Genomic DNA, 19261 nt, shown 5'->3' on the forward strand with positions numbered 1-19261 from the left:
TTGTAGCAACGGCTTCTTAACCCCCGCGCCCGTATCGCCGCGGGAGAGGCGAACGCGCGCAGCACGCCGGGCCGGACCGGGGCCGGCCGTCGGCCTCGGGAAGGCGGCGGCGGGCCCGCCGCACCCGCGACCTCGTCCGTCCTCGGCAGCTTTTCCCACGGACGCGGGAAGGGTTTCTCCTAGCGCCGCTGCAGCCACGACACCGGGTCGACCGGCTGGCCGTTGCGGCGCAGTTCGAAATACAGCGCCGGCGTGCCGAAGCCGCCGGAACTGCCGACCCGCGCCACCGCGTCGCCGCGCTTGACGCTGTCGCCGGCGTCGCGCAGCAGGCTTTCGTTGTGCGCGTACAGGCTCATGTAGCCGTTGCCGTGATCGACGATCAGGATCAGGCCGTAGCCGGTCATCCATTCGGAGAACACCACGGTGCCGTCGGCGACCGCGCTGACCGTGCTGCCGGCCGGCGCGCCGATCAGCACGCCGGAACTGGCGCGGCCATCGGGCATGCGCCCGCCGAAGCGCGCCAGCAGGTTGCCCGACAGCGGCCAGCCGAGCCCGCCGACCTTCAACGCCGGCGCGTTGGCCACCGCCGGGCGCGCCGGCGCGCGTTCGCCGGGCTTGTGGCCGCGCGCCTCGGCCTGCTTCGCCGCGCGTTCGGCCGCGCGGCGCTCCGCTTCGGCGCGCGCGGCGGCGGCGCGCAGATTGGCGAGCAGGCGCTCCAGCGATTTCGCGTCGCGGCCCAGCGCCTGCTCGCGTGCGGCGCGGTCCCGGTATTTCTGTTCGAGTTCGGCGACGACGCCGGCGCGCGCCTTGCGGTCCTTCTGCAACGCGGCGACCTGCTGGCGCTGGCGCTGGCGGGCTTCCTCGAGTTGCGCGCGGCGCGCTTCGATCTCGTCCTCGACCCGCGCGAGTTCCTGCAGTTCGCCGGTCAGCGCGGCGATCCTGCGCGCCTGGTCGCGCTGCACGTAGCCGTGGTAGGCCAGCGCCAGGTTGGCGCGGGCCACGCTGTCCTGCGACAGCAGCGCCTTCAGCGGCGTGGCGCCGCCCTGCAGGTAGGCCGCGCGCAACAGCGTCGCCAGCTGCGCGCGCTGCGCGGACAGGCGCGCCCGCATGGCGTCGCGCTTGCGCTGCAGTTCGGCCAGCGCCGCTTCCTCGCGTTTCAGCGCGGCCTCGGTTTCGCCGAGCGAGCGGCTGGAGCGGCCAACCTGCTCGTCGGCCTCGCGCAGCTTGCGCGAGGCGTCGCCGCGCTGGCCTTCGAGCTTGCGCCGTTCCGCGGCGATCGACTTCAGTTCGCTGCGGACCTGGCCGAGTTTCTTTTCGGTCTCGCGCGCGCTCTGCGCGGGGACGGCGAGCGGCAGCACGGCCAATACCGCGAGCAACAGGCCGCTGGCGCGACGCGGTTTCATCCGGCGGGCAACCCCGCCTCAAACAGGCTGGCGCCGTCCATTTCCGCCGGCTTCGGCAGGCCGAGCAGGTCGAGCACGGTCGGCGCCACGTCGCGCAGCGCGCCGCCTTCGCGCAGCTTCGCGCCAGCGCGCCCGCCGACGTAGACGAACGGCACCGGGCCGATGGTGTGCGCGGTGTGCGGCTGCCCGGTCTCGGGGTCGCGCATCATCTCCAGGTTGCCGTGGTCGGCGGTGATCAGCAGCGCGCCGTGTTTTTCGCGCACCGCCTGTTCGACCGCGCCGACCACCTTGTCCACCGCCTGCGCGGCCTGCACCGCGGCGGCGAGGATGCCGCTGTGGCCGACCATGTCCGGGTTGGCGATGTTGCAGACGATCAGGTCGAACCGGTCGCTGTCGATCGCCGCGACCAGCTTCGCGCTGACTTCCGGCGCGCTCATCTCCGGCTGCAGGTCGTAGGTGGCGACCTTCGGGCTCGGCACCAGGATGCGTTCCTCGCCCGGCACCACATCCTCGACGCCGCCGCTGAAGAAGAAGGTCACGTGCGCGTATTTCTCGGTCTCGGCGATGCGCAGCTGCTTCAGGCCCGCTTCGGAGACGATCTCGCCGAGCGTGTGGCGCAGGTCCTGCGGACCGAACGCGACCGGCGCCGGCAGCTTGGCGTCGTATTCGGCCAGGCAGACGAAGCGCGCCAGCTTCGGCTTGCGCGCGTCGAAGCCGGCGAAGGCCGGGTCGACGAAGGCCGCGCTCAGCTGCCGCGCGCGGTCGGCGCGGAAGTTCATGAACACCACCGCGTCGCCGTCGCGCATCGGCTGCGCACCGTCGACCACGGTCGGCAGCACGAATTCGTCGTTCTCGTCGCGCGCGTAGGCGGCGGCGAGCGCGGCCTGCGCGTCCGGCGCATGCAGGTCGCTCTGCGCCTCGACGATCGCGTCCCACGCCTTGCGCAGGCGGTCCCAGCGCTTGTCGCGGTCCATCGCGTAATAGCGGCCGCTGACGCTGTAGACCTTCGCGTTGCCGAGCCTGTCGCAGACCTGCTGCAGCCTGCGCAGGCTTTCCCCGGCCGAGCGCGGCGGCATGTCGCGGCCGTCGAGGAAGGCGTGCACGGCGACCTGCTTCACGCCGCGGCGCCTGGCCAGTTCGAGCATCGCGAAGACGTGGTTCTCGTGGCTGTGCACGCCGCCCGGCGACAGCAGGCCGAACACGTGCAGCGTGCCGCCGTCGGCGAGCACCGCATCGCAGGCCGCGTCGAGCTCGGGGTTGGCGAAGAAGCTGCCGTCCTCGATCGCGGTGTCGATCCGGGTCAGGGTCTGGTAGACGATGCGGCCGGCGCCGAGGTTCATGTGCCCGACCTCGGAATTGCCCATCTGCCCGTCGGGCAGGCCGACGAAGCGGCCCTCGGTGTGGATCAGCGTGTGCGGGCTGGTCGCCAGCAGGCGGTTCCAGTTCGGCAGCTCGGCCTGGGCCAGGGCGTTGTCGGCCGGATCGTCGCGATGGCCCCAGCCATCGAGGATCATCAGGACCACGGGCTTGGGACGGGCAGGCGTTGCGGACACGGCGGAACTCACGGTGACTTCAGGCAGGCGTCGATTGTAGCGAAGCGCGCCAGCATGGGTTCGCGCCGTTTAAACTCTGCGCGCCGCATGGGCATCCAATCCCATACCACCACCCGGATGAGGAACCACGACATGTCCATCGCTCGCAATGTCCTGCTGCTGACCCTGGCCCTGGGCGCCGTACCCGCGTTCGCCCAGCAGGACGTCTCCAAGGTGCTGGGCGGCATCGACGCCGACGCCGGCCAGACCTATGGCGACCTGAACACCGTCAACGGCGGCATCGACATCGGCGCGGGCGCGACCACCGGCGACGCGACCACGGTCAACGGCGGCATCGACGTCGCCGACAAGGCGCGCACCGGCGACCTGACCACGGTCAACGGCGGCGTCGAGCTCGGCCGCGACGTGTCCGTCGACGGCGACATCACCACCGTGAACGGCAGCATCTTCGTCGACCGCGGCGGCAAGGTCGAAGGCGACGTCAGCAACGTCAACGGCGGCATCGGCCTGGTCGCCACCGAAGTCGGCGGCGACCTGCGGACCGTCACCGGCGACATCACCGTCGGCGTGGATTCGCACGTCAAGGGCGGCATCCGCATCGAGAAGAACAAGAGCTCGGTCCGCTTCGAGGCCAAGCGCGACCCGCGCATCGTGATCGGCCCGAACGCGGTGGTCGAGGGCGCGCTGGTGTTCGAGCGCCCGGTCGTGCTGTACGTGCACCGGACCGCGAAGATCGGCCCGGTGACCGGCGCCACCGCGAAGACCTTCGACACGCCGACCGCGCCGAAGGATTGACCGCTTTCGCCGCAGCGCGCCGCTGCGGCTAGAATCGGGATTCCCGCATTCGAGGAATCCCGATGAACCGCAAGCTTGTCCTGGGCCTGGCCGCGCTCGCCGCCGTCGCGGCATGCAAGCGCGAAGCGCCCGATGCCGCCGCGCCCGCCGCGCCCGCCCACACTTTCGCCACGGCGATCGACGAAGCCGACCTCGGCGTGCTGGTCGGCAAGCTGGCCTCGGACGAATTCGAGGGGCGCGGTCCCGGATCGCCGGGCGAGGACAAGACCGTCGCCTACCTGATCGAACAGATGCAACGCATCGGCCTGCAGCCGGGCAACGGCGGCAGCTGGACCCAGGACGTGCCGATGGTCGAAACCACCGCCGACGAGAACACCGTGCTGAAACTGGAACAGGGCGGCACGGCGCGCGAGCTGAAGTTCGGCAGCGACATGGTCGTCGGCACCCGCACCAACCAGCCGGAGGTGAAGATCGACGGCAGCGACATGGTCTTCGTCGGCTACGGCGTCGATGCGCCGGAGCAGCAGTGGAACGACTACGCCGGCCAGGACTGGACCGGCAAGACCGTGGTGATGTTCGTCAACGACCCCGGCTTCCACAGCGGCGATGCGTCGTTGTTCGAAGGCAAGAAGATGACCTACTACGGCCGCTGGACCTACAAGTTCGAGGAGGCCGCGCGCAAGGGCGCCGCCGCCGCGCTGATCGTCCACGACGCCCCCGGCGCCAGCTACGGCTGGGACGTGGTCAGGAATTCGTGGTCGGGGGCGCAGTACGACCTGCCGGCGAAGGACGATCCGGAACCGCGCCTGCCGGTGCAGGGCTGGATCACCGCCGATGCGGCGAAGGCGCTGTTCGCCGGCGCCGGCCTCGACCTCGAGCAGGCCTACAAGGACGCGAACAGGCGCGGCTTCAAGCCGGTGCCGCTGCGGGCGAAGCTGTCGGTCGACCTGAAGAGCGCGATCACCGAGAAGAAGTCGCGCAACGTGATCGGCGTGCTGCCGGGCAGCGACAGGCCCGACGAGGCGGTGATCTACATGGCGCACTGGGACCACCTGGGCAAGCACGACGGCGAGGCCGGCGACAACATCTACAACGGCGCGGTGGACAACGCCACCGGCGTGGCCGGCATCCTCGAGGTCGCCGACGCCTTCGCCCACCAGGATCCGAAACCGCGGCGCTCGGTGGCGTTCCTGGCGGTGACACTGGAGGAATCGGGCCTGCTCGGTTCGAAGTACTACGTCGCCCACCCGACCTTCCCGCTCGACAAGATCGCCGGCGTGGTCAACATCGACGCGATGTCGGTGGCCGGCAAGGCCAGGGACCTGACCGTGACCGGTTTCGGCTCCTCGGAACTGGAGGACATCCTCAAGCCGCTCGCCGACGCGCAGGGCCGCACCCTGCACGCGGAAAACAGCCCGGAAAGCGGCTTCTACTTCCGTTCCGACCACTTCAACTTCGCCAAGGCCGGCGTGCCGGCGCTGTACATCGACGGCGGCGAGGACCTGGTCGAGGGCGGCGTCGAGGCGGGCAAGGCCGCGGCCAAGGACTACGGCGACAACCGCTACCACTCGCCGGCCGACGAATACGATCCGGCCAAGTGGAAGCTGGACGGCACCGTGCAAGACCTGGAACTGGCCTATGGCGTCGGCAGGGAACTGGCCGGCGGCGATGCGTGGCCGAACTGGTACGCGGGCAACGCCTTCAAGGCCGCGCGCGACGAGATGATGCGGGCCAAGGCGGCGAAGTAGGCCGCGCCGGACCCCTCCGCGAAGGGAAGCGAGAGCACGGCGCCGCAGGGCGCCGTGCTCTTTTTTGCGCTGCGATTTCGGTTAGGCTGGCGCCACTTCCCGGGAGGAGCCTTCCATGAGCGCATTGCTGCAACTGTGGCTGCCGATCCTGCTGACCGCGGTGTTCGTGTTCGTCGCCAGCAGCCTGGTCCACATGCTGTTCAAGTGGCACAACAGCGAGTACCACAAGTTCGCCGGCGAGGACGACATCCGCGCCGCCTTCAACAGGTCCGGCGCGCCGAAGCCGGGCATCTACTTCCTGCCGTACTGCTCCGACCCGAAGGAGATGCAGCAGGAAGACGCCCAGCGCAGGTTCCGCGAAGGCCCGGTGGCCAAGGTCATCGTGCGTCCCGCCGGCATGCCGTCGCTGGGCAAGCCGTTGCTGCTGTGGTTCCTGTTGTCGCTGGTGGTCGCGGCGATCGCCGGCTGCACCGCGTGGCACGTACTCGGCGGCGATGCCGATGCGCGCCGCGTCGGTCACCTGGTCGGCGTGATGACCTTCCTCGCCTATGCCGCCGGCAGCGTGGTCCAGGGGATCTGGTGGGGCGCGCCATGGCGCAGCGTGCTGAAGGACGCGCTCGACGCATTGATCTACGCCGTGGTCAGCGCGCTGACCTTCTGCTGGCTGTGGCCGTAACCCTTCGACTCCGCTGCGCTGCGCTCAGGGCGAACGGAACCTATTGAATCGCTCGTGCTGAGCGTAGGACCGCAGGTCCGGAGTCGAAGGACCCCGGACCATTACCAGGAGAAACCGCATGTCCACCGCCTACTGGTGCATCCTGATCGCCGCGCTGCTGCCCTACGTCTGGGCGACGATCGCCAAGGCGCGGCCCGGCTACAGCAACCGCAACCCGCGCGCGTGGGTCGCCAAGCAGTCCGAAAACTATTCCGTCCAGCGCGCCTACAACGCGCACCTGAACGCCTTCGAGAATTTCGCCCCGTTCGCCGCCGGCGTGGTCATGGCGCAGCTGGCCGGCGTGCCGGCCGATACCGTCAGCAAGCTCGCCATGGCCTTCGTCGCGTTCCGCGTACTGCACGGCATCTTCTACCTCGGCAACCTGCCGCCGCTGCGCAGCCTGTCGTGGCTGGGCGGATTCGCCTGCACGGCGGCGCTGATCGTATTGGCGGCATTGAAGGCAGCTTAGCCTCCAACGCAACCCCCGGGCGAGCAAAACGTTCGTTGAGCCCAACCGATCCAGAAGCCACCATGCGCATTTCGCTGACCGACATGCTGGGCCAGATCCCCTCGCCTGCCACGCAAAAATGGCCCGAGGGTGTCTGGGACATCGAAGCATTCGCACACGGCACGATGTCGGTGGTGCTGTTCACGCCCCGCGGCAAGGACTATCAGACCACGCACGAACAGGATGAGCTGTACTTCGTACATCGCGGCAGCGGCACGCTGGTCATCGACGGCGAGCGCTTCCCGTTCCAGCCCGGCGACGCGTTGTTCGTGCCGGCGCGGGTCGAACACCGCTTCGAGGATTTCAGCGACGACCTGGTGGCGTGGGGCGTTTTCTGGGGCCCGAACGGCGGTGAGTAGCCCGCAGCTCCGTCATTCCGGATGCCCGGCAGGCGCCGCCACGGGCGGTACCAGCAGATCCTCCAGGAAGAACGCGGACAACTCCGAGCGACCGGCCAGCCCGGCCTTGGCGTAGATCGCCGCCGACTGCGCGCGCACGGTCTTCTCGCCGGTGCCGCGCAATTCGGCGATGTCCTTCAGGCTCAGCCCCTTCAGCAGCAGGAACGCGATTTCCTTTTCCGCCGTCGACAGTTGCCAGCGCTCCAGTTGCTGGTCGATCGAACGCGCCAATCCTTCCACGTGCTTGCGCGCCTGCGCTTGCCACGCCTCCGCCTGCGCGCGGTAGGCGGACAGGTCCCTGGCCTGCCGCGCCAAACGCCGCCGCAACCGCACGGCGCCGCGCAGCAGGTAGAACGCCCCCGCCGCCGCCGCGGTGCCGGCCGCGATTTCCAGCGCGACATGCCACGGCGACGCGCCCTGATGCAGGTCGGCCGCGACATCGAATGCCACCAGCACGGCGATCAGCAACAACACGCCGACCACCACCGCGCGCTCACGCGCATTCACGACCGGTCTTGCGGTTTCCGCCACAACCATCGGCTCAGTCTTCGTCTTCCTCGCGCCCGTCGTCATCTTTGCGTCCACCCGCCGTTTTCCCCTGTTCGCCATCGTCCGGGGATTCGCGCTGATTCTCGCCCAATGCCAGCCGGGTACCGAACAGGTCGAGCGTGCCGTTGTCCGGGTCGTACAAACCCGACAACTGCACGCCGCTGCCCGCCACCAGCGCCAGCACCAGCAATGCCATCGCGCCACGGGCCGGCACATCCGGGGTTCCGGCGGGCAGGTCGCGCTTGCGCCCGCTGAGCATGCTCAACGGCAAGGCATCGCGATGGCGCAGGCCATGCGCCAACAGGCCGGCCACGTGCAGCAGCACAATGGCCAGGAAGGCATTGGCCATCAGTTCGTGCGCCTCCTCGACCCATTCCGGCGCCGAGCCGGCGGCCATCGCCACGCCGCTGGCGCCGAGCGCCAGCGCGAGCGCCATCATCGACAGGGCGGCCCAACTCGATGCCGGGTTGTGGCCCACCCAGCGGCGGCCGCCACCCGCGACCACGGCCTTCAGATACGCCGCCAGCTGGCGGGGATCGAGGGTCAGGTCGGACAGCCGCGCGTGGCGCGTTCCGACCACGCCCCAGACCAGCCGCACCAGCACGGCCACGCCCAGCATCGCTCCGGCCAGCATGTGCCAGGCGAAGCGGGACGATTCGTCGTCCACGAGGTTGGCGACGGCATACGCGGCGACGAACAGCGCCGCGAAACACCAATGGAACACCCGGGTGGGCAGGTCGTAGACGCGAACCGGACGCATGGGACTACTCCGCAAGCAAGGGAGGCCCAGACTGGCGCGCCGCGCCCTTTCCGGCATCGGGCAAATGCCGCATCGTGCGGCAAGCCGGCGTTTTGCGGCGTCAGCCGCAGGCCGGCGACTGCCAGCCGAACAACGCGAACGCCTTGCGGAACTCCGCATCCAGCGGTGCGACGACCTCGATGCGTTCGCCGCTGGCCGGGTGCGCGAACGCCAGTCGCCGCGCGTGCAGCAGCATCCGGTGCACGCCGTTCATGCGGAAGTTGCGGTTGTGGCGGCCGTCGCCATGGCTGGTGTCGCCGACCAGGTGGTGCGAGACGTGCTTCAGGTGGCGGCGGATCTGGCGGAAGCGGCCGGTTTCCGGCCAGCAAAGCAGCAGCGCGTAGCGCGAAGTCTCGAAACCCGACGACGGCAACGGCAATTCGCCGGTGGCGATGCGCCGGAAGCGCGTGAGCGCCGGCTTCTTTTCCGGCTTGCCCGGGCCGCCGTCGAGGGGGTAATCGACGACGAATTCCGCCTCCGGCCAGCCGCGGCACACGGCGAGGTATTCCTTCTCCACCGCGCGCGACATGAACACCTTGCCGAGCGCGCCGGCGCTGTCGCGGTCGAAGGCCAGCAGCAGGCAGCCGCTGGTCGCGCGGTCGAGGCGGTGGATCAGGAACACCGGCCGGCCGAACTGCTCGCGCAGCCGGTCGGCGAGGAAATCGTCCTCGCCGCGCGCCAGCTTGCTGTCGTGGACCATCAGCCCGGCCGGCTTGTCCACGACCGCGATGTTGTCGTCGATGTGGAGGACGGCGATGGCATCGTCTGGCGTCTGCATCCGCGGATTATCCGCGAACGCGACCGCCCGCGACCGGTGCGGTCACGCCGGACCGTGCTGCAGCCACACGCTGCCCAGCGATTCGTTGACGAACACCCGCGCCTGGATGCCGGCCTCGACCGCATAGATTTCGCAGTATTCGATCTTCTGCAGGCCGTTCGGCTTGACGTGGGCGATGCGCACGTCCTCCAGCCCGGAACCGCGCATCGACAGCACCAGGTTGCGCCATTCGTCGGCCTGCAGCGGCTCGCCGTACATTTCGTCGATCAGCAGCAAGCCATGCACCGGCTTGCGCCGCAGCTCGGCGACGATCGCCTGCCAGTAGGCGATGGTGTTGACCAGCGTGCCGGGGCCGCGCACGTGCACCCGCAGGCCCGCCGGATGCGGCGCGAAGCGGATTTCGTAGTCCGGCGCTTGCGACATGCCGACGCCCTCCGGCGTCCAGCCCCAATGCTGGCCGGCGCAGCCTACCCCCGCGCGCCGCGCAACTCAATGCCGCCGGCCACCGGTCACTCGCCGCCGGCCGGCCGGGTCAGCGCATGCAGGATGCGCAGGTCCTCGTCGTCCAGCGTTTCGCCAGCGCTGGCGCGGAAGTGCAGGTGGAAGGCGCGCACCGCTTTCGGACGATCCGCCAGCGAGTAGCCGATCTGCGCCAGCGCGCGCCAGGGGTCGAAGCCCGGCGGCGCCGGCGGCGCGTCGTCGGCCGGCCACACGCCGAAGCCGGCGTCGTGCAGCCGCTTCCACGGGAAGCGCGGGCCCGGATCGACCTTGCGCGTCGGCGCCAGGTCGGAATGGCCGATGACCTGCGTGCGCGGGATCGACCAGCGCCGGCACAGGTCGTCGAGCAGCACCAGCAGGCTCTCGATCTGCGCCTCGGGGTAGTCGGACTGGCCATCGTTGTCGATCTCGATGCCGATCGACGCCGAGTTGAGGTCGGTGATCGTGCCCCAGCTGCCGGCGCCGGCGTGCCACGCGCGCATCTCGTCGGGCACCAGCTGGTAGCGCTCGCCGTCGCGGCCGATCAGGTAGTGCGCGCTGACCCGGCCGCCGCTGTTGGCGGTGCGCAGCGTGCGCAGGCTCTGCTCGACCGATTGCTGCTCGGTGAAATGCAGCACGACCAGCACCGGCTTGCGTACGTCGCGGTTCGGCGAAGCGACCCACGTCGCCAGCGGGTTGCGGCTGGTGTGGATGTAGCTGCTGCAGCCGGCGAGCAGCACCGCCGCGCACGACACCGCCAGCCATCGCTTCGTTCCCATCTGCGCGTCCCCTTCTCGTCTGCCAGGATCCCCCCGCATCCGCCGGAATGCGGTCGGCTGCTATTCTGCCCGAGGCATTCCAACAGGGGAAACGATGCGCGATCTCGCCGCCGCGCTGCGCGGTCTCCTCGGGTTCGTCGTGGCGCTCGTCGTCGTCCCGCTGGTCAACCTGGCCGGTGGCCTGCTTTCGGACCTGCTGCGGATCCCGCAGGGGCCCGCGCACCTGGCCGCCGACCTGTTCTGGGCCTTCGCGGCCGGCGTCGCCGGCAGCTGGTGCGCGTTGCGCATCGCGTCGAAATGGTTCTTGGCGCTGGCGCTGGCGTTCTTCGCGGTCGCCGCGGCGTTCGGCCTGGCCGCCGTCGTGAAATTCTGGGACGACTGGCCGCGCTGGTTCAGTCTCGGCGCCGTCCTGTCGCTGCCGTTGCAGGTGTGGCTGGGCTGGCGGCTGAGCGCCGGCTACCGGCGCCGCATGGGCGGGGCGAAGGACTGATTCAGCGCCGCGGCCACGCCGCGATCAGCGCCCACAGGCCGCCGAGGCCGGCGATCCACGCCGAAGCCGGCACCGACAGCAGGTGCGGGCCGCCGGCTTCCAGCCCGTACAGCACCGCGGCGGCGATCAGCAGCGCCGAGCCGAGGATCGCGAACACCGCGCGCCGCTGCAGCTTGTGCAGCGACTGCACCAGTTCGACCAGTTCCTTCGAGCGGATTTCCATCTCGTGCCGACCCTCGACCTGCTGTTTCAGCCAGCCGTGCACCAGCCGCGGCATCTCCGGCGTGTGGGTCATGATCTCGGGCAGGCGCTTGCGCAGTTCGCGGACGACGTTGCGCGGGCTGTAGCGGCGGATCAGGATCTTCTCGAGGACGGGTTTCGCCACCGCCCAGATGTCGAGCTGCGGGTCGAGCTGGCGGCCGACGCCCTCGATGTTGAGCAGGGTCTTCTGCAGCAATATCAATTGCGGCTGCAGCGTGAGCCCGTACTTCTGCGCGGTGCGGAACAGCTTGACCAGCACCTCGGCGAGGGAGATTTCCGACAGCGGGCGGGTGAAGTACGGCTCGCAGATCGCGCGCGCCGCGGCCTCCAGCTCGTCGATGCGCACCGTCGCCGGCATCCAGCCGGCCTCGACGTGCAGCTCGGCGATGCGCCGGTAGTCCTTGTTGAAGATGGCCATGAAATTCTCGGCCAGGTAGTACTGGTCCTGCGCCGAGAGCTGGCCGACGATGCCGAAGTCGAGGGCGATGAAACGCGGGTCTTCCCTGCGCCCGGGGTCGGCGTCGACCCAGATGTTGCCGGCGTGCGCGTCGGCGTGGAAGAAGTTGTCGCGGAACACCTGGGTGTAGAACACGCGCACGCCCTTGGCCGCCAGCGCCTTGCGGTCGACGCCGGCGCGGTCGAGCGCGACGATGTCGTCGGACGGGATGCCGTGCACGCGCTCGATGGTCAGCACGCGCTCGCTGGTGTGGGTCCAGACGATTTCCGGGATGTACAGGTCGTCCGAGTCCTGCCAGAAGCGGCGCATCACGCTGGCGTTGGCGCCTTCGCGCTGCAGGTCGAGTTCGGCGGCCAGCGTGGTCTCGATCTCGGAAACGATTTCGCGCGGGCGGATCTTGTCGGCGTTCGGATGCGCGCGGTCGACCACTGCCGCGGCCGACTTCAGCAGGGCGATGTCGGCGGCGATCTGCTTCTCGACCTGCGGCCGCAGCACCTTGACCACGACGTCGCGGCCGTCGTGCAGCACCGCCGCGTGCACCTGCGCGATCGACGCCGAGGCCAGCGGCGCGGTGTCGAACGCGGCGAAGGCGTCGTCGATGTCGCGGCCCAGCGACTGTTCAACCAGGCGGCGCGCGGTCTGCCCGTCGAACGGCCGCACCTTGTCCTGCAGCAGGGTCAGTTCCTCGGCGACGTCCGGCGGGATCAGGTCGCGCCGCGTGGACAGGATCTGCCCGAACTTGACGAAGATCGGCCCCAGCTCCTGCAGCGCCAGGCGCAGGCGCGCGCCGCGCGGCAGCGCGGCGATCTCCGCCGAGGCGCTGGGCACGAACGGCCGCGCCAGTTTCAGCCAGCGCTCGGCCGGGGTGTCGTCGAGCAGGTCGTCGAGCCGGTACCTCAACAGCACGCGGCCGATGCGGCTGGCGCGCAACGCCGCCTTCAGGCTGCTCATGCGCCGCCCCCGGGCCCGCCCGCCGCGAGCCTTGCCACGCGCGCGGCGATGCGCTCGACGTCGTCGCGCAGCGCGTCGACGTCGTCGTGGAAGGCGTTCAGTTCGGCGTGGCCGACCACGTCGCGCGATTCCTCGACGAGGTAGCCGGCGGCGCTGGCGGCGAGGTTCGCGCCGAGCGTCTTCAACTGGTCCAGCGCGGCGCGCGCGGCGTTGCCGACCTGCACGCCGGCGACTTCGCCGAACACCGCGACGAACGGCTGCTGCCAGTCCGGGTCGAAGCGCCGCGCCAGGGTCTGCAGGCGGCGCGCCAGTTCGGCGTCGCCGGACACGCGCACGCGGCCGGCCGGCGCCGCGTCGTCGCGGCCGAGGCCCAGCCGCGAGAAGACCGGCAGCTGCGACAGCAGGCCGCCGAGCGTGCCGCGCACGGAGAGATCGGCTTCGTCTTCCTCGTCGACCGGGCCGACGCGCAGCTGTCCGCCATCGACGCGGACCTGCAGCGCCAGCGCCGGCGCTTCCAGGTGCAGCGCGACGCTGCGGCCGTCGAGCGCCTGCAGCGCATCGCGGGTGTCCGCATCCAGCGCCAGCGCGCGGTTCAGCGCCGCTTCCAGCGCGCGGCCGGCGAGGGGCTTCAGGGAATCGAGGGGAGTCGGCGCCATGCCGGCATTCTAGCCGTTGCGACGTACCCGCTGTTGTAGGAGCGGCGTAAGCCGCGACCGCCATGTCCGAGCATGCTTCCGGATGTTTTCGCAAGTAGGGAAAATACGTGGTCGCGGCTTACGCCGCTCCTACAGCGAGCGCAGCGATTCGGCCAGCCGCCGCAATCCTTCCTGCATGCTCACCCGCGGCACGTAACCGAAGTCGCGCTGCGCCGGCCGCATGTCGTACCAGTGCGCGGTGGAAAGCTGTTCGGCGAGGAAGCGCGTCATCGGCGGCTCGCCCTTCAGCGGCAACGCCTTCCACAGCAGTTCGCAGGCCGCGCCGATGCGGTACGCGGCCTTGAACGACAGGGTCTTGTCCACGCGCGGTGCGCCAGCGGCGTCGAGCAACGCGTTCAACAGTTCGCGCATCGGCCACGGCTCGCCGTTGGAGACGAAGTAGGCCTTGCCGGCGCAGGCCGCGCCGGGGGCGAGGTGTTCGAACGCGTCGAAATGCGCCTGCGCGGCGTTGTCGATGTAGGTGGTGTCGACCTTGTTGTCGCCGTCGCCGACGATGCGCAGGCGCCCGGCCTTCGCGCGCTCGACCAGGCGCGGCAGGATCTGCTGGTCGCCCGGGCCCCAGATCAGGCGCGGGCGCAGCGCGACCACGGCCAGGTCCGCACCGTTGGCGGCGAGCGCCTCCTTCTCGGCGATGGTCTTCGTGGTCGCGTACGGCGCCTGGAAATTCCCGCCGTACGGCACTTCGTGCGCGCCGAGGCCTTCGACCGGATGCGTCGCGCGATGGGTCACGCTGGGCGTCGAGGTGTAGACGAGCTTGCCGATGCCGTGCGCGCGGCAGGCGTCGAGCACGTTGCGCGTGCCGGCCACGTTGGCCTGGAAATAGCTGTCGTAGCTGCCCCACGCGCCGGCCTTGGCCGCGTTGTGGAAGATCGCGTCCATGCCCTTCGCCGCGGCGAGCACCGCCTCGCCGTCGGCGAGGTCGCCGCGGAACTGGCGCACGCCGAGCGCGTCGAGCGCCGGGTAATGGCCGCGGTTGAAGCTGGACACTTCATGGCCGCGCTCGACCAGGCCGCGGCACAGCGCCTGGCCGAGGAAACCGCCGCCGCCGGTGACGAGGATCTTCATGCCGAAACCCGCTTCAGCTTGCGCGCCGCCCAGACCGCGAGCTTCTCGCGGCCGATCTTGGCGTTGTGGCGGATGTCGACGGGGAAGCCCGGGTGCAGCAGGAAGTCGCGGATGCCGCGCAGGTGCGGATGCGCCAGCGCCAGTTCCGGCAGTTGCGACAGCAGCAGGTCGTCGCGCTGCGCCCGGCCCAGCCTGCGGTCGGTTTCCACGCACAGCACCGGCACCTGCCAGCCGTACTTGCCGATGCCGACCAGCGCCGAACGGCGCACCCACGGATGGGCGTTGAAGACCGGCTCGACCTGTTCGGTGTACAGCGGGCCGGTGGCGGTTTCCACGCGCTGGCTCTTGCGCCCGCAGAACCACAGGCGGCCGCGCTCGTCGAACCAGCCCAGATCGCCCATGCGGTGCACGATGCGCTCCCCGCCATCGGCGAGGCGTTCGCGGATCTTCGCCGCGCGCGTGGCCTCGTCGCGGTTGAAATACAGGTCGGTCGCGGTCGGCCCGGCGACGGTGATCTCGCCGATGCGCCCCGGCTTGACCAGCAGTTCGTCCGACCATTCGGCGATCGGTTCGTCGCCGATCTGGATGATGCGCACCTCGTTCGGCGGCACCGGGCGGCCGACGCAGGTGCCGGCACCGGTCTCGCTGGCGGCGCGCGTGGCCTGCAGTTCGCGGCCTTCGATCACCGCGACCGGCAGGCATTCGGTGGCGCCGTACGGGGTCCAGAACTGCGCGTCCTTCGGCAGCAGCTTGCGCAGCTTCGCGACCACCTCGGCCGGCACCGGCGCGCCGGCCGAGGTCGCGCGCAACACGGTTTCCGGCAACGGTTCGCCGTGTTCGGCGAGCACCCGCATCAGCGCCGGCGAGCCGAACAGCTGGGTCACGCCGAATTCCTTCATCGCCGCGTGCAGCTTGCGCGGGTCGGCCCTGGCCGGGCGGGTCGGGTCCATGTCGGGGATCACCGAGGTCAGGCCCAGCGCCGGATCGAACAGCGCGAACGGCGGGAAGGTCGGCAGGGCGACGCCACCGGCCCGCATGCCGAAGGCGTCGCGGGGCATGTCGATCTGCGCGACGAAGTGGCGGTGCCGGTAGACCACGCCCTTCGGCACGCCGGTGGAGCCGCTGGTGAACAGGATCGCGGCCACTTCGTCGCCCTTGGTGTCGGCGAGCTGCGGCCCGTCGTTCGCGCCGAGGCGCTCGACTTCCGCCAGGGTGTGGCCGCTCCAGCCCAGGCGCGGGCCGGCGGTGACCACGATCTGCGCCGACTTCGCCCAGCCCAGCGCGATGCGCGCGACCTGCGCCAGCGGGATGCCGATGAAGGCCCGCGCCTGCGCCTCGTCGAGGCACTGCTTCAGCGCGCGCTTGTCGATGCCGGGGTCGACCAGCACCGGCACCGCGCCGGCCTTGAACAGCGCGAACATCAGCAGGAAGAACTCCGGCGACGGCCGCACCATCACCACGGTGCGGCTGCCGCGGACCACGCCGATCCGCACCAGCCCGGCGGCGATCGCGTCGCTGCGCGCGTCCAGCTGCGCGTAATCCAGCTCGACGTCGTAACGCCCGCCCTTGCCGGGGCAGCGGATCGCGACCCGGTCGGGGCATTCGCGCGCCAGCCGCGGCAATGCGGCGGCGATGTTGCAGGCTTCGCCGGGGCGTGCCTCGTGGCGGGATGCTTCGTTCATCCGTCTATTGTGGCCGCTGATGCCGTCCCGCGTCTGCCGCTTGCATCGCGCATCCTGTTCCGGTGCGCACGCAACTGCAGGAGAATACCGCTCCCGCACCACCCTGGATCGCCCTGCCCCATGCATCCCTGCCTGACCTGCGGCGCCTGCTGCGCGTTCTTCCGGGTCAGTTTCCACTGGTCCGAGGCCGACCCCGCGCTGGGCGGGCAGGTGCCGTTCGAACTGACCGAACCGCTGCGCGCGCACGAGCGGGCGATGCGCGGCACCAGCCAGACCAACCCGCGCTGCATCGCGCTGGACGCCGACATCGGCCGCTACAGCCGCTGCACCATCCACGACCGCCGGCCGTCGGTGTGCGCGCTGGTGCCGGCCTCGTGGGAATTCGGCGAAGCCAGCCCGCAATGCGACAAGGCGCGGCTGGCGCACGGACTGCCGGCGCTGACGCCGGCGGATTGGGCAGGCGTGGACGAGGCGGAGAAGAATCCGTTGCCGGAGGCTTGAACCCCTCTCCCGCCCGTTGAGCCCCCTCTCCCGCTTGCGGGAGAAGGAAAGGCGCGCAGCGCCGGGGGTGAGGGCTCGGCTTTTGATTTTCCGAGGCGACGGCAAAAACAGGCTCGCATCGCTCGCACCCTCATCCGCCCTGCGGGCACCGTCCCCCGCCAGCGGGAGACGGGCTCAACCCAGCGGATTGGCGTCGAGGAACCTGCGGATCGCCGGCACCAGCACCTCGGCCTTGTCTTCCAGCACGTAGTGGCCGGCGTCGTCGAAGGCCATCACCTCGGCCGCCGGCAACGCGGCACGGAAGCCTTCGAGGAAGTGCTTGTCGAACACGAAATCCTTCAGCCCCCAGCCGACGAAGGCCGGGCGGTCCGCGTATTCGGGCAGCTTCCTGCCCGCGGCTTCGAGCAGCGGCCACGCCTTGTCGCCCGGGCCGAGCGGGATGTCCTGCATGAAGCGCACGGTGGAGATGCGGTTGGCCCAGGAGTCGTACGGCGCGACGTAGGCGCGGCGCACGTCGGCCGGCATCTTCTTCTCGACGCCGAGCCACGAGGCGCCGGCGGAGAACGCGTTGAACGCGCGGATCGCGAACGCGCCGAGCTTCCAGTCGCGGCCCAGCGACAGCTGCCACGGCATCTTCTTCGCCGCCGGCAGCGGGAACGCCGCGGTGTTGGTGAGCACCAGCCGCTTCACCTGCGCCGAATGCGACAGCGCCCAGCCGAAGCCGATCATGCCGCCCCAGTCGTGCACCGCCAGCGTGACCGGGCCGGCGATGCCGAGGTGGTCGAGCAGCGCCGCGAGGTCGTCGACGCGCGACTGCAGCGTGTAGTCGTACTGCGCGTCGCCGGGCTTGTCGGAGAAACCCATGCCGACGTGGTCGGGCACGATGCAGCGGTACCTGTCGCGCAACCCGGAAACCAGGTTGCGCCAGTAATAGCTCCACGACGGGTTGCCGTGGACCATGACCACGACCTCGCCGTCGCGCGGGCCTTCGTCCAGGTAACTCAGCTCGATGCCCGGGCGGACTTCGAGACGCTGCGGCGCGAACGGATAACCGGGAAGATTCATTGCTGCTCCGACAACAAAAAAGGGCCGGCGAACCGGCCCCCGTGTGCATTACCGCGGAGGGCTCACCACTCCACTTCGGCCATCGTGCAGTTCAGGCCCGAGCCGATGCCGAGCAGGGCGATGCGGTCGCCCTTCTTCAGCTTGCCCAGCTCCTTCAGCTTGCTCAGCACGATCGGCACGCTGGCCGGGCCGATGTTGCCGTGTTCGTTGAAGATGGTCATGACCTTCTGCGGGTCGATGCCGAACGACTTGATGAAGGCCTGGGTGTGCGGGCGGCTGACCTGGTGGATCACGAACTGGTCGAGTTCGTCGACCGCCCAGCCCAGCGCGATCTTGGCCGCGGCGAAGGTCTTGTTCGCCAGTTTCATGCCCTCGATCAGCAGCATGCGGGTGTCGGTGACCATGCGGTCGAGGTTGCCGCGGCACAGCTTGTTCCACTCGGTCGCCGAGCGGGTCACGCCACCCTTGTAGCGCGGCGCTTCCGGCGCGAGTTCGCGGCGGGTCATCACCATCGCCACGGCGCCGCCGCCCAGGGGCAGCGCGGCCAGCTCGTCGCGGAACTGCTGCTCGGTGACGTCGGAGGCGTTGAGACGCTCGATGGTCTTCTCGTAGACCAGGTTCGCGGTCTCGCCGTCGACGACCAGCGCGTAGTCGATCTCGCCGCGTTCCAGCATGCGCGCGGCCACGTCCATGCCGTTGATGAAGGCCAGGCAGGCGTTGGCGATGTCGAAGGTCATGCAGTGGTCGCCGACGCCGAGGTTGCCGCAGACGATGCTGGCGGTGGACGGCTCGAGGTAATCGCGGCTGACCGAGGTGTTGACCAGCAGACCGAGCTTGCTGGCGTCGATGCCGGCATCGTCGAGCGCCTTCTTCGCCGCCAGCGTGGCGACGTCGGACGCCTCGAGGCCGTTGTCCCACAGGCGCCGCGCACGCACGCCGGCGATGTCGTTGAGCACGTCGGTACGGATGCCGAGGCGGTCGAGGGTGGGCTTGAGGCGGGCGTTGATCTCGTCGGAGGTCAGCGTGTGCGGCGCATCGATGTGCGCCAATCCCGCGATGGAGACGTTCTGGAAAATCATCGTAGGGGCCGCCCCGGGGCAGGCAGAAAGAGACCGGCGATTCTAGCCGTTTCCGGCCTTCACCGCATCTTCACGCCGTCACGGAAACGCCCGCCGGTCCTTGGCCGGCGGGGTTTCAGCGGCCGCAGCGGTAGGCGGCGAAGCGCTGTTCCCCGGCGGCATTGGGCTCGTCCAGCGGCTGCAGGGTATCGGCCTGCAGGCCCGGGGCCTCGTTGCGGGCCAGGGTTTCCAGCTCGTCGCGGACCTTCAGGCTGTTGCGTTCGTAGAACGCCACCTTGTTCCGGACCGTCACCGCGACCTCGCCGCGCTTCTCGCAGCCGGCCGGCGCGGTTCCGGCCGGCACCACCTTCACCGCCCGGGCCTCGGGGGCCAGCTGCACCCAGGTGCAGGCGGACAACGGCAGGAGGACGAGCAGCAGGCTGGCGACGCGCATGGGGAAATCCGGTAGGGGCCCGGATGCGATTCTGCCCCGGGCTGGATGAACGGAACGGG

General features: G+C 70.1%; 21 protein-coding genes. 7 read left to right on the plus strand and 14 right to left on the minus strand.

The window, feature by feature from the left end:
• Positions 1 to 179: 179 nt before the first annotated feature.
• Both CSC71_RS09850 and gpmI read right to left on the minus strand, forming a co-directional pair.
• On the minus strand, positions 180 to 1403 hold the full coding sequence (locus CSC71_RS09850) for a murein hydrolase activator EnvC family protein (protein WP_162374202.1): 1224 nt from the start codon (positions 1401 to 1403) through the stop codon (positions 180 to 182).
• Positions 1400 to 2956, minus strand: a complete 1557-nt coding sequence (gpmI, locus tag CSC71_RS09855) for a 2,3-bisphosphoglycerate-independent phosphoglycerate mutase (protein WP_162374203.1) — start codon at positions 2954 to 2956, stop codon at positions 1400 to 1402. Before gpmI ends, CSC71_RS09850 begins: the two co-directional genes overlap by 4 nt.
• A gap of 138 nt (positions 2957 to 3094) precedes the next feature.
• Here gpmI and CSC71_RS09860 point away from each other — a divergent pair, with 138 nt between their 5' ends.
• From CSC71_RS09860 to CSC71_RS09880, 5 genes are all read left to right on the plus strand, one after another.
• Positions 3095 to 3751: a DUF4097 family beta strand repeat-containing protein gene (locus CSC71_RS09860; RefSeq protein WP_211367960.1), complete on the plus strand. Its 657-nt coding sequence runs from the start codon at positions 3095 to 3097 to the stop codon at positions 3749 to 3751.
• A 62-nt stretch (positions 3752 to 3813) separates the two neighbouring features.
• Positions 3814 to 5499, plus strand: coding sequence for a M28 family metallopeptidase (locus CSC71_RS09865; protein ID WP_162374205.1), 1686 nt, complete (start codon positions 3814 to 3816; stop codon positions 5497 to 5499).
• Between the two features lie 115 nt (positions 5500 to 5614).
• Positions 5615 to 6175: a hypothetical protein gene (locus CSC71_RS09870; protein ID WP_162374206.1), complete on the plus strand. Its 561-nt coding sequence runs from the start codon at positions 5615 to 5617 to the stop codon at positions 6173 to 6175.
• A 118-nt stretch (positions 6176 to 6293) separates the two neighbouring features.
• Positions 6294 to 6683: an MAPEG family protein gene (locus tag CSC71_RS09875; protein WP_162374207.1), complete on the plus strand. Its 390-nt coding sequence runs from the start codon at positions 6294 to 6296 to the stop codon at positions 6681 to 6683.
• A gap of 62 nt (positions 6684 to 6745) precedes the next feature.
• A complete protein-coding gene (locus CSC71_RS09880) occupies positions 6746 to 7081 on the plus strand; it encodes a cupin domain-containing protein (protein WP_162374208.1) in 336 nt (111 codons plus the stop codon).
• 12 nt (positions 7082 to 7093) lie between these two features.
• Here CSC71_RS09880 and CSC71_RS09885 read toward each other — a convergent pair whose 3' ends face one another.
• The 5 genes from CSC71_RS09885 to CSC71_RS09905 all read right to left on the minus strand — a co-directional run bounded on the left by CSC71_RS09885 (position 7094) and on the right by CSC71_RS09905 (position 10502).
• Positions 7094 to 7627: a helix-turn-helix transcriptional regulator gene (locus CSC71_RS09885; RefSeq protein ID WP_162374209.1), complete on the minus strand. Its 534-nt coding sequence runs from the start codon at positions 7625 to 7627 to the stop codon at positions 7094 to 7096.
• 34 nt (positions 7628 to 7661) lie between these two features.
• Complete coding sequence (locus tag CSC71_RS09890; protein ID WP_162374210.1) at positions 7662 to 8429, minus strand: cytochrome b/b6 domain-containing protein; 768 nt, start codon at positions 8427 to 8429, stop codon at positions 7662 to 7664.
• 100 nt (positions 8430 to 8529) lie between these two features.
• The gene (locus CSC71_RS09895; protein WP_162374211.1) at positions 8530 to 9246 is read right to left on the minus strand and encodes a pseudouridine synthase; all 717 of its coding nucleotides are present in this window, start codon (positions 9244 to 9246) and stop codon (positions 8530 to 8532) included.
• 42 nt (positions 9247 to 9288) lie between these two features.
• Entirely contained in the window at positions 9289 to 9669 is a 381-nt protein-coding gene (locus tag CSC71_RS09900) for a hypothetical protein (RefSeq protein WP_162374212.1), read from the minus strand.
• An 86-nt stretch (positions 9670 to 9755) separates the two neighbouring features.
• Positions 9756 to 10502 carry an N-acetylmuramoyl-L-alanine amidase gene (locus CSC71_RS09905; protein ID WP_162374213.1) on the minus strand — a complete coding sequence of 249 codons (747 nt, stop codon included), beginning with the start codon at positions 10500 to 10502 and terminating at the stop codon, positions 9756 to 9758.
• 94 nt (positions 10503 to 10596) lie between these two features.
• On the opposite strand from CSC71_RS09905, the gene CSC71_RS09910 reads away from it, so the two are divergent.
• On the plus strand, positions 10597 to 10992 hold the full coding sequence (locus CSC71_RS09910; protein ID WP_162374214.1) for a hypothetical protein: 396 nt from the start codon (positions 10597 to 10599) through the stop codon (positions 10990 to 10992).
• Between the two features lies 1 nt (position 10993).
• Here the strand turns inward: CSC71_RS09910 and ubiB are convergent, their stop codons facing one another.
• The 4 genes from ubiB to oleC all read right to left on the minus strand — a co-directional run bounded on the left by ubiB (position 10994) and on the right by oleC (position 16124).
• Positions 10994 to 12652, minus strand: a complete 1659-nt coding sequence (ubiB, locus tag CSC71_RS09915; RefSeq protein WP_162374236.1) for a ubiquinone biosynthesis regulatory protein kinase UbiB — start codon at positions 12650 to 12652, stop codon at positions 10994 to 10996.
• A gap of 5 nt (positions 12653 to 12657) precedes the next feature.
• Positions 12658 to 13317 (minus strand): ubiquinone biosynthesis accessory factor UbiJ, encoded by a 660-nt coding sequence (locus CSC71_RS09920; RefSeq protein ID WP_162374215.1) that lies wholly within the window; start codon positions 13315 to 13317, stop codon positions 12658 to 12660.
• A 129-nt stretch (positions 13318 to 13446) separates the two neighbouring features.
• Positions 13447 to 14442: a 2-alkyl-3-oxoalkanoate reductase gene (gene oleD, locus CSC71_RS09925; protein WP_162374216.1), complete on the minus strand. Its 996-nt coding sequence runs from the start codon at positions 14440 to 14442 to the stop codon at positions 13447 to 13449.
• The gene (gene oleC, locus CSC71_RS09930; protein WP_162374217.1) at positions 14439 to 16124 is read right to left on the minus strand and encodes an olefin beta-lactone synthetase; all 1686 of its coding nucleotides are present in this window, start codon (positions 16122 to 16124) and stop codon (positions 14439 to 14441) included. Before oleC ends, oleD begins: the two co-directional genes overlap by 4 nt.
• Before the next feature lie 120 nt (positions 16125 to 16244).
• Between oleC and CSC71_RS09935 the strand changes: the two genes are divergently transcribed.
• Complete coding sequence (locus CSC71_RS09935; protein ID WP_162374218.1) at positions 16245 to 16625, plus strand: YkgJ family cysteine cluster protein; 381 nt, start codon at positions 16245 to 16247, stop codon at positions 16623 to 16625.
• 174 nt (positions 16626 to 16799) lie between these two features.
• Here the strand turns inward: CSC71_RS09935 and CSC71_RS09940 are convergent, their stop codons facing one another.
• The 3 genes from CSC71_RS09940 to CSC71_RS09950 form a co-directional block, all read right to left on the minus strand.
• A complete protein-coding gene (locus tag CSC71_RS09940) occupies positions 16800 to 17690 on the minus strand; it encodes an alpha/beta fold hydrolase (RefSeq protein ID WP_162374219.1) in 891 nt (296 codons plus the stop codon).
• 62 nt (positions 17691 to 17752) lie between these two features.
• The gene (locus CSC71_RS09945) at positions 17753 to 18769 is read right to left on the minus strand and encodes a 3-oxoacyl-ACP synthase III (RefSeq protein ID WP_162374220.1); all 1017 of its coding nucleotides are present in this window, start codon (positions 18767 to 18769) and stop codon (positions 17753 to 17755) included.
• A gap of 115 nt (positions 18770 to 18884) precedes the next feature.
• The gene (locus CSC71_RS09950; RefSeq protein ID WP_162374221.1) at positions 18885 to 19202 is read right to left on the minus strand and encodes a DUF4156 domain-containing protein; all 318 of its coding nucleotides are present in this window, start codon (positions 19200 to 19202) and stop codon (positions 18885 to 18887) included.
• Between the last annotated feature and the right edge of the window lie 59 nt (positions 19203 to 19261).

Source organism: Pseudoxanthomonas sangjuensis (assembly GCF_010211755.1).
Classification (GTDB): domain Bacteria; phylum Pseudomonadota; class Gammaproteobacteria; order Xanthomonadales; family Xanthomonadaceae; genus Pseudoxanthomonas_A; species Pseudoxanthomonas_A sangjuensis.